General features: G+C 72.2%; 12 protein-coding genes and 1 pseudogene. All 13 read left to right on the top strand.

Annotated features, from left to right (window positions below):
• The first annotated feature begins 9 nt into the window (after positions 1-9).
• The 13 genes and pseudogenes from ligA (at position 10) to ACZ7J0_RS17230 (ending at position 16,765) form a co-directional block, all read left to right on the top strand.
• Positions 10-2,193: an NAD-dependent DNA ligase LigA gene (gene ligA / locus ACZ7J0_RS17290; protein ID WP_470888163.1), complete on the top strand. Its 2,184-nt coding sequence runs from the start codon at positions 10-12 to the stop codon at positions 2,191-2,193.
• A 225-nt stretch (positions 2,194-2,418) separates the two neighbouring features.
• The gene (locus tag ACZ7J0_RS17285; RefSeq protein ID WP_470888161.1) at positions 2,419-4,533 is read left to right on the top strand and encodes a putative bifunctional diguanylate cyclase/phosphodiesterase; all 2,115 of its coding nucleotides are present in this window, start codon (positions 2,419-2,421) and stop codon (positions 4,531-4,533) included.
• 186 nt (positions 4,534-4,719) lie between these two features.
• A complete protein-coding gene (gene gatC, locus ACZ7J0_RS17280; RefSeq protein WP_126889114.1) occupies positions 4,720-5,016 on the top strand; it encodes an Asp-tRNA(Asn)/Glu-tRNA(Gln) amidotransferase subunit GatC in 297 nt (98 codons plus the stop codon).
• Between the two features lie 5 nt (positions 5,017-5,021).
• Entirely contained in the window at positions 5,022-6,518 is a 1,497-nt protein-coding gene (gene gatA / locus ACZ7J0_RS17275; protein WP_470888159.1) for an Asp-tRNA(Asn)/Glu-tRNA(Gln) amidotransferase subunit GatA, read from the top strand.
• A 5-nt stretch (positions 6,519-6,523) separates the two neighbouring features.
• A complete protein-coding gene (locus tag ACZ7J0_RS17270; protein ID WP_470888357.1) occupies positions 6,524-6,757 on the top strand; it encodes a hypothetical protein in 234 nt (77 codons plus the stop codon).
• A gap of 16 nt (positions 6,758-6,773) precedes the next feature.
• Positions 6,774-8,285: an Asp-tRNA(Asn)/Glu-tRNA(Gln) amidotransferase subunit GatB gene (gatB, locus tag ACZ7J0_RS17265; protein WP_470888157.1), complete on the top strand. Its 1,512-nt coding sequence runs from the start codon at positions 6,774-6,776 to the stop codon at positions 8,283-8,285.
• A 150-nt stretch (positions 8,286-8,435) separates the two neighbouring features.
• Positions 8,436-8,729, top strand: a pseudogene (locus tag ACZ7J0_RS17260) (phospholipase domain-containing protein); the annotation flags it as partial.
• 248 nt (positions 8,730-8,977) lie between these two features.
• Positions 8,978-11,242 (top strand): MMPL family transporter, encoded by a 2,265-nt coding sequence (locus ACZ7J0_RS17255; protein ID WP_470888155.1) that lies wholly within the window; start codon positions 8,978-8,980, stop codon positions 11,240-11,242.
• A 117-nt stretch (positions 11,243-11,359) separates the two neighbouring features.
• Complete coding sequence (locus tag ACZ7J0_RS17250; protein WP_470888153.1) at positions 11,360-11,908, top strand: hypothetical protein; 549 nt, start codon at positions 11,360-11,362, stop codon at positions 11,906-11,908.
• Positions 11,909-12,089: 181 nt separating this feature from the next.
• Positions 12,090-12,263, top strand: coding sequence for a hypothetical protein (locus ACZ7J0_RS17245; protein ID WP_470888151.1), 174 nt, complete (start codon positions 12,090-12,092; stop codon positions 12,261-12,263).
• Positions 12,264-12,321: 58 nt separating this feature from the next.
• Positions 12,322-15,387, top strand: a complete 3,066-nt coding sequence (locus ACZ7J0_RS17240) for a helix-turn-helix transcriptional regulator (RefSeq protein ID WP_470888149.1) — start codon at positions 12,322-12,324, stop codon at positions 15,385-15,387.
• A gap of 21 nt (positions 15,388-15,408) precedes the next feature.
• Positions 15,409-15,801 (top strand): hypothetical protein, encoded by a 393-nt coding sequence (locus ACZ7J0_RS17235; protein ID WP_470888147.1) that lies wholly within the window; start codon positions 15,409-15,411, stop codon positions 15,799-15,801.
• Positions 15,802-15,808: 7 nt separating this feature from the next.
• Positions 15,809-16,765 carry a hypothetical protein gene (locus ACZ7J0_RS17230; protein ID WP_470888145.1) on the top strand — a complete coding sequence of 319 codons (957 nt, stop codon included), beginning with the start codon at positions 15,809-15,811 and terminating at the stop codon, positions 16,763-16,765.
• Positions 16,766-16,770 lie beyond the last annotated feature (5 nt).

Below are 16,770 nucleotides of genomic sequence, written 5' to 3'. Positions count from 1 at the left end.
GACGAGACGGTGGCTGTCGAACAGCACGCAGATGTGCCGGCGGAGGCACGGGAGAAGCACGCGCAGCTGGCCGAGCAGATCGAGGAGCACCGCTTCCGGTACTACGTGAAGGACCAGCCGGTCGTCAGCGACGCCGAGTTCGACATCCTGCTGCGGGCACTGGAGGCCCTGGAGGAGGAGTATCCGGAGCTGAGGACCCCCGACTCACCGACCCAGAAGGTCGCGGGGGACTACGAGACCGGCCTCGCGAAGGTCGACCACCGCGAGCGGATGCTGTCCCTGGACAACGCCTTCGACGAGGCCGAACTGACCGCCTGGGCCGAGCGGCTCGCCCGTGACGTGGGCACCCCGGGCTACCACTTCCTGTGCGAGCTGAAGGTCGACGGCCTCGCGGTCAACCTCACGTACGAGAAGGGCCGGCTGACCCGGGCCGCGACCCGCGGCGACGGCCGCACCGGCGAGGACATCACGCCCAACGCGCGGACCATCAAGGGCATCCCGGACCGGTTGAAGGGCGACCGGATCCCGGACCTGGTCGAGATCCGCGGTGAGGTCTACTTCCCGATGGAGGCGTTCGAGGAGCTCAACGCGCGCCGGGTGGAGGCGGGTGAGCAGCCGTACGCCAACCCGCGCAACTCCGCCTCCGGTTCGCTGCGCCAGAAGGACCCCAAGGTCACCGCGACCCTGCCGCTGCGCATGGTGGTCCACGGCATCGGAGCCCGCGAGGGCCTGGACATCGCCCGGCTCTCGGAGGCGTACGAGCTGCTGCGCGAGTGGGGTCTGCCGACGGCCCGGCACAACAAGGTGGTCGGTTCGCTCGACGAGGTCCGGGAGTTCATCGCGTACTTCGGTGAGCACCGGCACTCCGTGGAGCACGAGATCGACGGTGTCGTCGTCAAGCTCGACGAGATCCCGCTCCAGGGGCGGCTCGGCTCGACGGCGCGCGCGCCGCGCTGGGCGATCGCCTGGAAGTACCCGCCGGAGGAGGTCAACACCAAGCTGGTGAACATCCGCGTGGGCGTGGGCCGTACGGGCAGGGTGACGCCGTACGCCCAGGTGGAGCCGGTGACGGTGGCCGGTTCGGAGGTCGAGTTCGCCACCCTGCACAACCAGGAGGTGGTGAAGGCGAAGGGCGTCCTGATCGGTGACACGGTCGTGCTGCGCAAGGCGGGCGATGTGATCCCGGAGATCCTCGGCCCGGTGGTGGACCTGCGGGACGGCAGCGAGCGGGAGTTCGTGATGCCGACCGAGTGTCCCGAGTGCGGGACGCCGCTGCGGGCCATGAAGGAGGGCGACATCGACATCCGTTGCCCCAACGGCCGCACGTGCCCGGCGCAGTTGCGTGAACGTCTCTTCTATCTGGCCGGCCGGGCGTGCCTCGACATCGACGCCTTCGGCGCGGTGACCGCGGCGGCACTGACCCGCCCCGCGGAGCCCGCCGAGGCGCCGCTGGCCGACGAGGGCGACCTGTTCGATCTGACCATCGAGCAGCTGCTGCCGATCAAGGCGTACGTCGTGGATCCGGACAGCGGCCTGCCCAAGCGCGACCCCAAGACCGGCGAGGAGAAGATCGTCACGGTCTTCGCCAACCAGAAGGGCGAGCCGAAGAAGAACGCCCTGGCCATGCTGGAGAACATCGCCGCCGCCAAGGAGCGTCCGCTCGCCCGCATCATCAACGGCCTCTCGATCCGCCATGTGGGCCCGGTCGCGGCCCAGGCGCTGGCCCGGGAGTTCCGCTCCATCGACCGCATCGACCAGGCCACCGAGGAGGAGCTGGCCGTGGTCGACGGCGTCGGGGCGACCATCGCCAAGGCGGTCAAGGAGTGGTTCGCCGAGGACTGGCACAGGGAGATCCTGCGCAAGTGGAAGGCCGCCGGCGTCCGGATGGAGGAAGAGGGCTCGGGCGAGGACCAGGGGCCGCGTCCGCTGGAGGGACTCACGGTGGTCGTGACGGGCACGCTGGAGAACCACACCCGGGATGGCGCAAAAGAGGCGCTGCAGAGCCTCGGGGCGAAGGTGACAGGTTCCGTTTCGAAGAAGACCGCCTTCGTAGTGGTCGGTGACAACCCTGGTTCCAAGTACGACAAAGCCATGCAGCTGAAGGTTCCGGTTCTGAACGAGGAGGGCTTCGCGGTCCTGCTGGAGCAGGGTCCGGAGGCAGCCCGGGAGGCGGCGGTCCCGATCGCCGGGTAGGGGCCGGGACACTGAGCGGACGTCACCCGTTCAGCGCATACCAGACCGATAAGGGTGGCCGGGTCGCATTCGGGCAAGACCTGTAGAGCGCTGCCCTTCCGAGCCGTCCGCGGCCTACTGTTGAGGTGTGCGCCTGTCGTGCACGGCTGCGTGGTGGTTCTCAGTCGTGGTGGCATGACAACGGGCCATCGTGGCATCGGCACCGCCGGCTGTGAGAGGGACCGAATGAAACCGACCGAGAGTGCCGCCCCGGTCGCACGGCCGCGTGGTCGCGCGGCCCTCGCGGGCATCTCCACCGGGCTGCCCAGCACCATGCTGGGACTCGCCGCCGTCCTGCTCACCGCCGGGATCTACCAGGCGTTGAGCGAGGGCCACGCCCTCTTCCCCGGCGGTGCCGAGGGCTGGTCGCTGGCCGTCCTCACCGGAGTGATCGTCGGCCATCTGGTGGCCCTCGGACGCGACCGCTGGTGGGGCGGCACCGGCTCCGGCGCCGCCCTGACCCTCGCCGTCCTGCTGCTGTACGGATGGGTGCCGGCCGGGCTCGTCAGCCTGGCCGTCGTCGTCCTGGTCGGCGTCGCCCGCCGGCACCGCTGGCGGCAGGGGCTGCTGCACGGCGCGGCGGACATCCTGGGCATCGGCGCGGCGGCGCTGGTCCTCGCCGCTTTCGGAGACGTACCGACCGTCGAGAAACCGTGGGGGCCCCTCGGATGGGGGCTCGCCGCGCTACCGGAAGTCGCGCTTGCGGCCGGGGCGTATCTCCTGGTGACCCGGATCCTGCTCTGGTACGCGCTGGCGCCCCAGGGCGGCGGCCTGCCGACCGTCGCCCGCACGGCCCTGCTGAGACAGGGGCTGGTGGCCGTCGCCCTGCTCGGCATCGCCCCGCTGATCTGCGCGGTCGCGGTCTCCCGGCCGATACTGCTGCCGCTCTTCGCCGTCCCGCTCATCGCCCTCGACTCCACGCTCTGGATCGCCAGGGCCCGCGCCGAGGAGCAGCTCCGCGACCCGTTGACCGGCCTGCCCAACCGGCAGTGGCTTCTCGAACGCACCTGGACGGCGCTGGAGGAGGCGGAGGGCGCCGGCGCCAGGGCCGCGCTGGTGCTGATCGACCTCGACCGTTTCCGATCGGTCAATGACACGCTCGGGCACCTCGCGGGCGACCGGCTGCTCCTCCAGATCGCGGACCGGTTGCGACTCGCCCTGCCGCGCGGGGCGGAGGCGGCCCGGCTCGGCGGCGACGAGTTCGCCGTACTGCTGCCGACGGCCGACTCCACCACCAGCGCCCAGCGGGTCGCCCGCCACCTGGTGGCCGAGCTCTCCTCACCGCTCGACCTCGACGGGCTCACCCTCGTCCTGGAGGCCAGCGCGGGCGTCGCCGTCTTCCCCGACCACGCGGTGGACGCGGAGGGTCTGCTGCGCCGCGCGGACGTCGCGATGTACCAGGCGAAACGTGACCGCACGGGCGTGGAGGTCTACGAGTCCAAGCGGGACTCCAACACCCCGGACCGGCTCGGCCTCCTCGGTGACCTGCGCCGGGCGCTGGACGCCGGAGACGTCGAACTCCACTACCAGCCCAAGGTCCGGTTCGACGGACAGGTGGCCGGTCTGGAGGCGCTGGTGCGCTGGGTGCACCCCGAGCGCGGGCGGGTCTCCCCGGACGAGTTCATCGCGATCGCCGAGTCCTCCGGGCTGATGCCGCACCTGACCGAGTACGTCCTGGAGACGGCGCTCGCGCAGGTGGCGCGGTGGCGCGCACAGGGCCTGTACGTGCCCGTCGCCGTGAACGTCTCCCCGCGGGACGTCCACAGCCCGGGTTTCGCGGGCGCGGTCGCCGCGCGGCTGGCCCGGCACGGCGTCCCGGCGGGCTCCCTCCAGCTGGAAATAACGGAACACGTCCTCCTGGAGGACCCGCAGCGCGCGGCCGACACCCTCGCCGGACTGACCGGGCACGGCGTGAAGATGTCCCTCGACGACTTCGGCACCGGGTACTCGTCGCTGGTCCATCTGCGCCGCCTCCCGGTGAGCGAGCTGAAGATCGACCGGTCCTTCGTCGCCCGCCTCGCCGTGGACACCGAGGACGCCGAGATCGTCCGCTGCACGGTCGACCTGGCCCACTCGCTGGGCCTCCTCGTCGTCGCGGAGGGCGTCGAGGACGACGAGACCTGGGAGCGCCTGCGGGATCTGGGCTGCGACGCGGTCCAGGGCTGGCTGGTCGCGGCGGCGATGCCGCCGGACGAGACGACGGCCTGGCTCAGGGCCCGCGGCGAGGGCGGCTGGCGACGTCCGGCGGAGCTGCTGGCGGCGGAGTCGCCGGGCCCGTCGGAGGCGGACCAGGTGGTGTAGGGGACCCGGCGGTGCGGTCCGGCGCGGCGAGGCCGCGCCCGGGGCGACGGCGGGGTGGGCGACCCCGCGTCCCGGGCCGCTGAGGCACGCGAAGGAGGAGCCTCCGGCAAACCGTTTAACGGGCAGGGGGCCGAGCCCCATAGGATTGAGCCCAAACCACACACACTCACCCCTGAGGATCGCTGCATGCCTGGCATCACGCGCGAGGAGGTCGCCCACCTCGCACGGCTGGCGCGTCTGGAGCTGAAGGACGAAGAGCTCGATCACTTCGCCGGTCAGCTCGACGACATCATCGGCGCGGTCGCCCGCGTCTCCGAGGTCGCCGACCAAGACGTTCCGCCGACCTCCCACCCGCTGCCGCTGACGAATGTCATGCGCGCGGACGAGGTCCGTCCGTCGCTCACCCCCGCGCAGGCGCTCTCCGGCGCCCCGGCCCAGGAGCAGCAGCGTTTCAAGGTGCCGCAGATCCTGGGGGAGGACTAATCACCATGACGGACAGCATCATCAAGCTCACCGCCGCCGAGACCGCCGCGAAGATCGCGTCCGGCGAGCTCACGGCCGTCGAGGTCACCGAGGCGCACCTGGCGCGCATCGAGGCAGTCGACGAGAAGGTCAACGCCTTCCTCCACGTGGACCGCGAAGGCGCCCTGGCGCAGGCTCGCGCCGTCGACGAGAAGAGGGCCCGTGGCGAGAAGCTCGGGCCGCTCGCCGGCGTCCCCCTCGCACTGAAGGACATCTTCACCACCGAGGGCGTTCCGACGACCGTCGGCTCGAAGATGCTCGAGGGCTGGCTCCCGCCCTACGACGCGACGCTGACCAAGAAGCTCAAGGCCGCCGACGTCGTCATCCTCGGCAAGACCAACATGGACGAGTTCGCCATGGGGTCGTCGACCGAGAACAGCGCCTACGGGCCCACCGGCAACCCCTGGGACCTCACCCGGATCCCCGGCGGCTCCGGCGGTGGCTCGGCCGCCGCCCTCGCCGCGTACGAAGCCCCGCTGGCCATCGGCACGGACACCGGCGGATCGATCCGCCAGCCCGCCGCCGTCACCGGCACGGTCGGCGTCAAGCCGACCTACGGCGGCGTCTCCCGCTACGGCATGGTGGCGTTCTCCAGCAGCCTCGACCAGGGTGGGCCCTGTGCCCGTACGGTCCTGGACGCGGCGCTGCTCCACGAGGTCATCGCCGGTCACGACCCGCTCGACTCGACCTCCATCGACGCCCCGGTCCCGCCGGTCGTCGAGGCGGCACGCAACGGCTCCGTGCGGGGCATGCGCGTCGGCGTCGTCAAGCAGTTCCGCGGTGAGGGCTACCAGGCCGGCGTCGTCCAGCGGTTCAACGAGTCCGTCGAGCTGCTGCGCGAGCTGGGCGCCGAGATCGTCGAGCTGGACTGCCCGTCCTTCGACCTGGCGCTCTCCGCGTACTACCTGATCGCGCCGTCCGAGTGCTCCTCGAACCTGGCCCGCTTCGACGCCATGCGCTACGGCCTGCGGGTCGGCGACGACGGCACGAAGTCGGCCGAGGACGTCACCGCCCTCACCCGTGAGGCGGGCTTCGGCGACGAGGTCAAGCGCCGCATCATCCTCGGTACGTACGCGCTCAGCTCCGGCTACTACGACGCGTACTACGGCTCGGCGCAGAAGGTCCGCACCCTCATCACCCGTGAGTTCGAGGCGGCCTTCCAGGACGTCGACGTGATCGTCTCGCCGACCACGCCGACCACCGCCTTCCCGATCGGCGAGCGGGCCGACGACCCGATGGCGATGTACCTGGCCGACCTGTGCACCATCCCGACCAACCTGGCCGGCAACGGGGCCATGTCGCTGCCCTGCGGTCTCGCGCCGGAGGACGGTCTGCCGGTCGGACTGCAGATCATCGCCCCCGCCATGAAGGACGACCGGCTCTACAAGGTCGGAGCCGCCGTCGAGGCCGCCTTCGTGGAAAGGTGGGGCCACCCGCTGCTCGAGGAGGCTCCGTCGCTGTGAGTGCCATGGCAAAGAAGGCCAAGAACTTCAAGAAGTCCAAGACCGGGCTGTACGTCTCGCTGGGCACCACCGCCTTCGGTGCCATCAGCGTCGCGAAGCAGGCCAAGCTGGCCCGGAACGACAACGACACCCTGCGGCTGATCGACGCCGCGGTGTCCGCCGCCGCCATCGTCACCGGCCTTGCGATCCTTTACCGGGAGCTCAAGCGCCTGGGCGACGACGACGTCCTGCTGGGCTGAGAGGGAAAGTCTCACCGTGACCGTCACTGAATTGCTGTCGTACGACGCGGCCCTCGCTGCGTACGACCCCGTCATGGGCCTCGAGGTCCATGTCGAGCTGGGTACGAAGACGAAGATGTTCTGCGGGTGCTCCACGGAGCTGGGCGCCGACGCCAACTCGCAGACCTGCCCCACCTGTCTCGGCCTGCCCGGTTCGCTCCCGGTCGTCAACGCGATCGGCGTCGAGTCGGCCATCAAGATCGGCCTCGCGCTGCACTGCGAGATCGCCGAGTGGTGCCGTTTCGCCCGGAAGAACTACTTCTATCCGGACATGCCCAAGAACTTCCAGACCTCGCAGTACGACGAGCCGATCGCCTTCAACGGCTATCTGGACGTCCAGCTGGAGGACGGGGAGATCTTCCGCGTGGAGATCGAGCGCGCCCACATGGAGGAGGACACCGGCAAGTCGACGCACATCGGCGGTGCGACGGGCCGAATCCACGGCGCCTCGCACTCGCTGCTCGACTACAACCGGGCCGGCATCCCGCTGATCGAGATCGTCACGAAGCCGATCGAGGGAGCGGGTGAGCGCGCGCCGGAGGTCGCCAAGGCGTACGTCGCCGAGCTGCGCGAGCTCATCAGGGCGCTCGGGGTCTCCGAGGCCCGGATGGACAAGGGCCAGATGCGCTGCGACGTGAACCTGTCGCTGCGCCCCAACGGCACCAAGACCTTCGGTACGCGCTCGGAGACGAAGAACGTCAACTCCCTGCGCAGCGTCGAGCGTGCGGCCCGCTACGAGATCCAGCGGCACGCCGCCGTGCTCAGCGGCGGTGGCACGATCGTGCAGGAGACCCGGCACTTCCACGAGGACGACGGCTCCACGACGTCCGGCCGCATCAAGGACAACGCCGAGGACTACCGGTACTTCCCGGAGCCCGACCTCGTCCCGGTGGCCCCGTCCCGCGAGTGGGTCGAGGAGCTGCGCGCCACGCTGCCCGAGCTGCCGCGCGTGCGCCGCAACCGGCTGCGCGAGGAGTGGGGGATCTCCGAGCACGACATGCAGTCGATCCTCAACGCCGGTGCCGTCGACCTGATCGTCGCGACGACCGAGGCGGGCGCGCCGGCCGACCAGGCCCGCAAGTGGTGGATGGGCGAACTGGCCCGTAACGCCAACGAGTCGGGCAAGGGCCTGGACGAGCTGCCCATCAGCCCGGAGCAGGTCGCCCGGGTGGCGGCGCTCGTCGCGTCCGGCGACCTGAACGACAAGCTGGCGCGCCAGGTCATCGAGGGCGTTCTCGCGGGTGAGGGCGACCCGGACACGGTCGTCGAGAAGCGCGGCCTGAAGGTCGTCTCGGACGAGGGCGCGCTCGGCGCGGCCGTGGACGAGGCCATCGCGGGCAACGCGGCGATCGCGGACAAGATCCGCGGCGGCAAGGTGGCCGCGGTGGGCGCGCTGGTCGGCGCGGTCATGAAGGCCACCCGCGGCCAGGCGGACGCGGCGCGCGTCAAGGACCTGATCCTGGAGAAGCTGGGCGTGAGCGAGGGCTGAGCCTTTCGCGTCCCGCACGAGGGGCGGCGACCCGGGGGAAAACCCGGGCCGCCGCCCCTCGGCGGTCGCGGCTGCGGTGCCGTCTCGTTGGCCCGTTGGGCCCGCCCGGCCCCGCCGCGCCGCGCCCCGCCCCGTCCCTCGGCGGTTGCGGCTTCGGAGGTCTCCTCGCGCATCGACCACCACGACCGTGACCTGCACCTCACCGTCCGCAACGGCGGCAACGAGCCGGTCACCTTCACCGTCAGGCCGCTCGGTTACGTCGACGAGGCGGACCTCGGTGACTGGACGCGCAGGGTGACCGTCAAGCCCGGCCGCGGCCGTACCCTCGTCCACTCGGCCGCCGACGCGCACGGCTGGTACGACATCGAGGTGACAGCGGCCGACGGCTTCCGGCGACGGCTGATGGGGCACATCGAGAACGGGCGCCCCAGCGTCTCCGGCTGACCCGGCTGACCCGGCTGACCCGGCCGGGCCGCCGCACCGGGACGTCCGGCCCGCCGGACGTCCCGGGCCCGGGGCTCCCCGTCCCGGGCCCGGGGCTCCCCGCGCCGGGCCGGCCGCATCCTTGTGAGTATCGCCACGAATGGGGCAAAGGATCTCGTTTGACTGCGACCATGGATGCTCCGTAGGTCTTGCGCTCTTTGCGGGCTGTTCCCGACAAAGATCCACGAACCACCCAGGGAGCCCGTACGTTGGCAGCTATCGCACGGTGGTGCGTCAGGCACCGCCTTGTCGCCGTACTCCTCTGGCTCGCCACCCTCGGTGGGGTGACCGCCGCGGCGGCCGTGGCAGGCAGCGCCTACTCCAACGACTACGAGGTCCCCGGCACCGAGTCCGGCCGCGCCGTCGCCCTCCTCGAGCGGGGCTTCCACGGGCAGGGCGGCGACAGCGACACCATCGTCTGGCACACCGGGCCCGCCGCGGGCAGCGTCCGGGCCGACGCGGTCGAGCAGCGCATGACCCGGATGCTCGACGTGGTCGCCGGCCTGCCCGGTATCGCCTCGGTCGTCGGCCCCTACGGCTCCGAGGGCTCCACCGGCCACGACCAGGGCCGGATCAGCGCCGACGGACACACCGCGTACGCCACCGTCACCTTCGATCAGCAGGCCGACGACATCCCCGAAGCCCAGGCCGAGGCCCTCGTCCGGACCGCGAAGGCGGCCGCCACGGACGGCGTCCAGGTCGAGCTCGGCGGCAGCGCCGTCGCGCTCACCGAGGCCCCGGGCGGACACCTCGCCGAGGTCGTGGGGATCGTGGTCGCCGCCGTCGTCCTCCTCCTCGCCTTCGGCTCGCTCGCCGCCAGCGCCCTCCCCATCGCGACCGCCCTCGTCAGCGTCGGCACGGCCTACTCCGCCATCGTGCTGCTCGGCCATGTCATGACGGTCGCCGACTTCGCCCCCATGCTGGGCCTGCTCATCGGCCTCGGCGTCGGCATCGACTACGCGCTCTTCATCGTCACCCGCCACCGCAAGGGCCTCAAACGCGGCCTGAGCGTCCCCGAAGCAGCCCAGAACGCCGTCGCCACCACTGGCAGGGCCGTCGTCTTCGCCGGCGCCACCGTCTGCATCGCGCTGCTCGGCATGCTGATCCTGCGGCTCAGCTTCCTCAACGGCGTCGCCATCGCCGCGTCCCTGACCGTCGTCCTCACCGTCGCCGCGTCCGTGACCCTGCTGCCCGCGCTGCTCTCCTTCATCGGGATGCGGGCACTCAGCCGCCGTGAGCGCGCCCGGCTCGCCGAGCACGGCCCGCAGCCCGAGCTCCCCACCGGCTTCGCGGCCCGCTGGTCCGTGTTCGTCGAGCGCCACCCGAAGATCCTCGGCGGGGTCGCGGCCGTCGTGATGCTGGTCCTGGCGCTGCCGACCTTCTCGCTCCACCTCGGCACATCGGACCAGGGCAACGGGCCCGCCACCGCGACGACCCGCCAGGCGTACGACCTGCTCGGCGAGGGGTTCGGGCCCGGGGTCAACGGGCCGCTCACCCTGGTCGCCCAGATCGACGGTGCCGACGACCGGCTCGCGCTCGGCGAGCTGCCCGCCACCCTCGGCGCCACCAAGGGCGTCGCGTCCGTCGGCCCGGTCACGTACAACAGCACCGGTGACACCGCGGTTCTCACCGTCGTACCGGAATCCTCGCCGCAGTCCCAGGACACCAGCGCCCTCGTCGACCGGCTCCGCGAGGACGTCCTGCCGGACGCCGAGGAGGGCACCTCCCTGGAGACGCACGTCGGAGGTGTCACCGCCGGCTACGACGACTTCGCCGAGATCATCGTCGGCAAGCTGCCGCTCTTCGTCGGTGTCGTCATCGCGCTCGGCTGTCTGCTGCTGCTGGTCGCCTTCCGGTCCCTGGGCATCCCTCTCAAGGCCGCCCTGATGAACGTCGCCGCCGTCGCCTCCGCCTTCGGCATCGTCGTGGCGGTGTTCCAGTGGGGCTGGGGCAGCGAGCTGCTGGGCCTCGGCAGTGCGGGACCGATCGAACCCTTCCTCCCCGTGATCATGGTCTCGGTGCTCTTCGGGCTCTCCATGGACTACCAGGTCTTCCTGGTCAGCAGGATGTACGAGGAGTGGCTGGAGACCGGTGACAACCGCCGCGCGGTCCGCGTCGGCCTCGCCGAGACCAGCCGGGTGATCAACTCGGCGGCGGTCGTCATGATCTCCGTCTTCCTCGCCTTCGTCCTGTCCGGGGACCGTGTCATCGCCATGTTCGGCATCGCGCTCGCGGCCGCCGTCGCACTGGACGCGTTCGTGCTGCGCACACTCCTCGTACCGGCCCTGATGCACATGCTGGGCGGCGCGAACTGGTGGCTGCCGCGGTGGCTCGACCGGCGTCTGCCGCGCATCAGCATCGAGCCGCCCGAGTACCGGGAGGCCGCCACCGCCCGAGCGGGGATCGTCGGGCCGCGGGTGACGATCCACGAGCAGGGGTCCGATCGCCCGAGCCGGGTCACCCGGACCCCATGACCCCGCAGCGGGGCATCCGACCCGGGTTCCGGGCGAGCCGGGCCACTTGAGGGAACGCGCCCTGCCGAGCCGGTCCCGTTAAGAGGAATCTCAGATTCGGCACCTAGCGTGCGACGCATGAACCGTACGACGACCGACACATCCGCAGACGCCCCCGCCGTCCCCTCCCGGCCCGACGACGTGGTCACCGACCAGGTCGCCGTCGCCCTCGACGCCACCGACGACGAGACCCTCGACGTCACCGACGACGACCTCATGGCCGCCCTCGACGACGAGGACGCCGCGGCCCCCTCCGGGCTCGTCGCGGGAGCCTCCGCCGTCGTCGCGGCCGGCCTTGGCCTCGCCTCCCTCACCGGCACCTGGATCGGACGGGTCGTCGCCGAACGCGAGACGCTCATCGGCCAGATCACCACCTCCCAGAGCGGCACCGCCGCCCAGCAGATCTCCGCGATCTACGGCGACGCCTGGCACAGCACCGCCCTCGTCAACGGAGTCTTCGGGCTCCTCGCGGTGATCGCCGGCCTGGCCGTGGTGGCCCGCCCGCAGCGCCCGACCTGGGTCAGGGCCGTCGCCGTCGCCGGAACCGTACTCGGCGTCCTGGGACTGCTCCTGTCCGCCGTCATGTACTTCGACCTGCTGGTACCGATGCCGACGGCGGCCGGCTAAGGCCCCGGCGGGTGGTCCGGGCGGGGGCCTTAGGCCGTACCCGAGACCCCCGGCCGCCGTCTAAGGCACCCCCGGCCCGGAACATGCGGCACACTCCCGATGTGGGGAGACCCCCTGGGACGCGAAAGTTGAGACATCGCAAGACGGCGATACCTCAACCGGAAGACCCAGGGAGAACAAGATGTTCGAGTACGAGATCCAGCAGATGCGCCACGCCGAGCTCATCCGCGAGGCCTCCGCCCAGCGCCTGGCCAAGGAGGCCCGCAAGGCCCGCCGCGCCGCCCGCCGGTCCAGTGACAACGCACCGGAGGGGCCGGTGAATTCACTGCGGAACTCCTTCGCCCGGGCCGCGTGACCTCCCGATGGCGACGGTGGTTCCGATCAAGGGTGCCGCATTGTCGGAGGTCTGTGCGATGCTCGGCGACGTGGAGAACTCGTCCGTCAGTCCGGTGTTCGTCGGCAGAGCCGGTGAACTGACCACCCTCACCGACGCGCTCGCCCGCGCCTCCGCCGGCGGCGCCTCCGATGCCTCGGGGTCCGGGGGAGAGCCGCAGACGCTGCTGATCGGCGGCGAGGCGGGCGTGGGCAAGACGCGCCTCGTCGAGGAGTTCCTCGCCGAGGCCGCCGAGCGCGGCGCCGTGGTGGCGGTCGGCGGCTGCGTCGAGATCGGCGCCGAAGGGCTGCCCTTCGCGCCGTTCTCGACCGCCCTGCGCGCTCTCCGGCGCCGGCTGCCCGACGAACTGGCCGCCGCCGCCGCGGGCCAGGAGGGCGAACTGGCCCGGTTGCTGCCCGAATTGGGCGACGCCAACCGCCAGGAGGCCTACCACGAGGACAGCACGGCCCGGCTCTTCGAGCTCACCGTCCGGCTCCTGGAGCGCCTCGCCACGGACCGTACGATCGTCCTCGCACTGGAGGACCTGCACTGGGCCGACGCCTCCACCCGGCATCTGCTCGCCTATCTCTTCCGCACCCTGCGCCGCGGCCGGCTCGTCGTCGTCGGCACCTACCGTGCCGACGACATCCACCGGCGCCACCCACTGCGGCCCCTGCTGGCCGAGCTCGACCGGCTGCGGACCGTGCGGCGGATCGAGCTGCCCCGGTTCAACCGCACCGAAGTCCACCGCCAGCTCACCGGCATACTGGCCGCCGAGCCCGAGCCCGCGCTCGTCGACGAGATATTCGGCCGCTCCGACGGCAACGCCTTCTTCGTCGAGGAACTCGTCGTCTGCCACGAGAGCGGCTGTTCCTCCGGGGGCATGAGCGACTCCCTGCGCGATCTCCTGCTCGTGCGGGTCGAGGCGCTGTCCGAGGACGCCCAGAAGGTCGTCAGGATCGTCGCCGAGGGCGGCTCCACCGTCGAGTACGACCTGCTCGCCGCTGTCGCCCGGCTGGCCGACGACGACCTCATCGAGGCCCTGCGCGCCGCCGTCGGCGCCAACATCCTGCTCGCCGTGCCCGACGGCGAGGGATACCGCTTCCGGCACTCCCTGGTCCGCGAGGCCGTCAGCGACGACCTGCTGCCCGGCGAGCGCTCCCGGCTCAACCGCCGCTACGCCGAAGCCCTGGAGGCCGACCCCGCGCTCGTCCGCGCCGACGAGCGCGCGACCCGGCTCGCCAGCTACTGGTACCACGCACACGACGCCAGCAAGGCCCTTCCCGTCGTGCTGCGCGCCTCCGTCGAGGCCCGCCGGCGCCACGCCTACTCCGAGCAACTCCGCCTGCTGGAGCGGGCCATGGAGCTGTGGGACGAGGTCCCCGGTGAAGTGCGCGACTCCCTGCGGCCCATGGACTACGCCGGCGCCTACCCGCCGTGCGGCTGCGACCCGCAGACCACCCCGCTGCGCTACCTCGACCTGCTCGCCGAGGCGGCCGTCGCCGCCCGGCTGTGCGGAGAGCGCGAACGAGCCCTGAAAATCGTCAAGACGGGCCTGCGGCTCATCGAGGGCGACGGCCGGGAGAAGGACGGCCATGCCGACCCGGCGCGCGCCGCCTGGTTCTGGATCGAGCGCTCACGGCTCGTCGCGGGCCTGGCCCGCGGCGACGGCTGGGCGGAGCTCGCCACGGCTCAGGAACTGGTCCGGGGCCTGCCGCCGTCGGCCGTCCACGCCCAGGTCCTGGCCAGCGCCGCCGGCTGGGGCATGCTGCACGCCCCCGGCCTGGAGACCCTCGCGGCCGCCGAGCGCGCCGTCGAGTACGCGCGGCTGGTCAACGCCGAGGAGATGGAGCTCAACGCCCGGCTCACCCTCGGCGCCCTCATGACCGACTCCGGCGACATCGAGCGCGGGCTCGCCGAGATGTACGCCGTGCGGGACCGGACCGTCGAACTGGGCATGGTCAGCGAGGCCGCCCGGGCCCACACCAACCTCTCGTCCAGCCTGGAGAGCGTCGGCCGCTCCCGGGAATCGGCCGTCGTCGCCCGTGAGGGCCTGGAACTCGCCCAGTGCTGGGGTCTCCTGGACCCCGAGGGGTGGATCCTCGGCAACCTCACCGAGGCACAGATGTCCATGGGCCACTGGGACGAGGCCTACGACGGCGCCATCCGGCTCCAGCGCATCGCCTACAGCGCCAAGCCGCGCGGCTCCGCGGCGCTGCGGCTGGCCCAACTGTCGGAGGCGCGCGGCGAGCTGACCGCCGCCACCGAGTATCTGCGGCTGGCCCGCGAGACGTACGGCAAGCACGACCCGATGATGCAGTACACCCTGCCCATGGCCCGGGTCGCGCTCGGCATCGCCGCCGCGGAGGGCCGGCTCGCCGACGCCCGCGCGGTACTGGCCGAGGCCGCCGAAGCGGGCTTCCCGCCCGGCAGCCAGCGCTACGCCTGGCCGCTGCTCCTCGCCGCCGTCACCGCCGAGGCCGACACCCGGGGGCTCCCGGCCGCCGCGGAGGGCCGCGCCGAGGCACTGGCCCTCATCCGCTCGACCGCCAAGAGCCTGGCGGCCCCCGAGGCGGTGTGGGTGGCCCACTCCCTCTTCGTGTCGGCCGAACTGGCCCGCGCCGAAGGGCTGGAGAGGGCCGACCGCTGGGCCGAGGTCGCCGTCGCCTTCGGACCGCTGGAGCGTCCCTACGACCTGGCCAGGGCCCGGCACCGCTGGGCGGACGCGCTGCTCGTCGAGGGCGGCAGGCGCGAGGAGGCGGCGGCCCTGCTGCGCGAGGCCCACCTCATAGCCGTCCACCTCGGCGCCCGTCCGCTGCGCGAGAGCCTCGAACTCCTCGCCACCCGCGCGCGCCTCTCCCTGGCCGCCCCGGAACCCGCCCCCGCCCCCGACGAGGACGGCTTCGGCCTCACCCCCCGGGAACAGGACGTCCTGCGCCATGTCGCGGCCGGCCGCACCAACCGCCAGATCGCCGAGGAGCTCTTCATCTCCCCGAAGACGGCGAGCGTCCACGTCTCCAACATCCTTGCCAAACTGGGTGTCGCCGGCCGGGGCGAGGCAGCGGCCCTGGCACACCGCCTCCACCTCCTGGAAGAGGCGGTCTGAGGACGCGGGGAGCGCCCTGGAATGAAGTACGCGATGCTGATCCAGCAGCGGCGGGAGGTGCCGGACGGCGCCGCCCGGCTGGAGGTGCCCGACGGCGCGTCCCTGGACGACGTGGCGGCCGCCCTGGAAGGGCTGTTGGCGACGCGGCCGCCGTCGGACGGCGTGGTGCTCGTCGTCGGCGGCCGGACCGTCGGCGCCACCGGCCCCGACCACCTGCGCACGCTGCGCGCGCTCGGAGTCGTGCGGAGCGCCGGTGAGGAGGACAGGGCGCACCAGCCGGCCGAGTCCACCCAGTACACCCTGCTGATGTTCCGCTGCGCCTCGTGCGAGCGGTCGGCCGCCACGGCCTTCTACGACGAGCGCTACCGGCCGGTCTGCGAGACACCCGGCCACGGCCCCATGGATCTGCGGTGAGCCACCCGTGAGCCAGATCAGCCTGGGCACGGCCGCCGCAGCGCCGTCCGGACTCGCCTCCGGACGGTTCTTCCTGGTCTCCTATCTGCCCACCTACGCGGGCGCGTTGAGCCTGTTGTGGCTGGTGTGGGCCGGCGCCCCCGGCGGGCCGCTCTCGATGCGCCGGGCCTGGGACACCGCGGCCGGCCTCGGCATCGGCGAGGCCCTGCTCATCGCGGCGGGCATCACCGTCGTCGCCGTCGTCTTCCAACCCCTCCAACTGGCCATGGTGCGCCTTCTGGAGGGCGGCAAGCCCGGCCTCCTGGGCGCCGGCGCGGGCCTCGCCCTGCAGCGCCGGCGCAAGGCCCGGCTGGAACGCCGTACGCGCCTGCCCGGGGCGGCGGCCGACGGCGCGGCGGACGCGGTGAGCGCCGAGGACGTACAGCGGGCCGGAGCCGCGGCCGCCCGGCTGCGCCGCCGCTACCCGCTGCCCGACCACCTCGTGAGGCCCACGGCCCTGGGCAATGTGCTCACCGCGACGTTCGACACCGCGGGCCGCGACCACGGCTGGGACGCGGCCATCGCCTGGCCCCGGCTCTATCTCGTACTCGGCGAGCGGTCACGGGCACTCGTCGACGACTCCCGCGACTCCCTCGACGCCGCGGTACGGCTCAGCGTGACCGGCGGCGTCACCGCGCTGACCGCGGCGGTCCTGCTGCGCTCCAGCGGCTGGTGGCTGGCGCTGGCACTGATCCCGCTGGCCGTCGCCTGCCTCGCCTACCACGGCGCCGTCCAGGCCGCCCTCGCCTATGGGGACGCCGTACGCACCGCCTTCGACCTGCACCGCTTCGATCTCCTGAGCGGCCTGCACCTGCCGCTGCCGGCGGACCTCGCCGAGGAGCGGACCCTGGCCCGGGCCCTGTGCGCCTCCTGGCGACAGGGCCTGCCGCCGCCGGACCGCTACGAACACCCCGATCCCGCTTAGGGCTC

The organism is Streptomyces sp. NPDC038280 (assembly GCF_055600045.1).
Note: the sequence above shows the minus strand (reverse complement) of the source record. Positions and strands in the feature narration are given on the sequence as shown.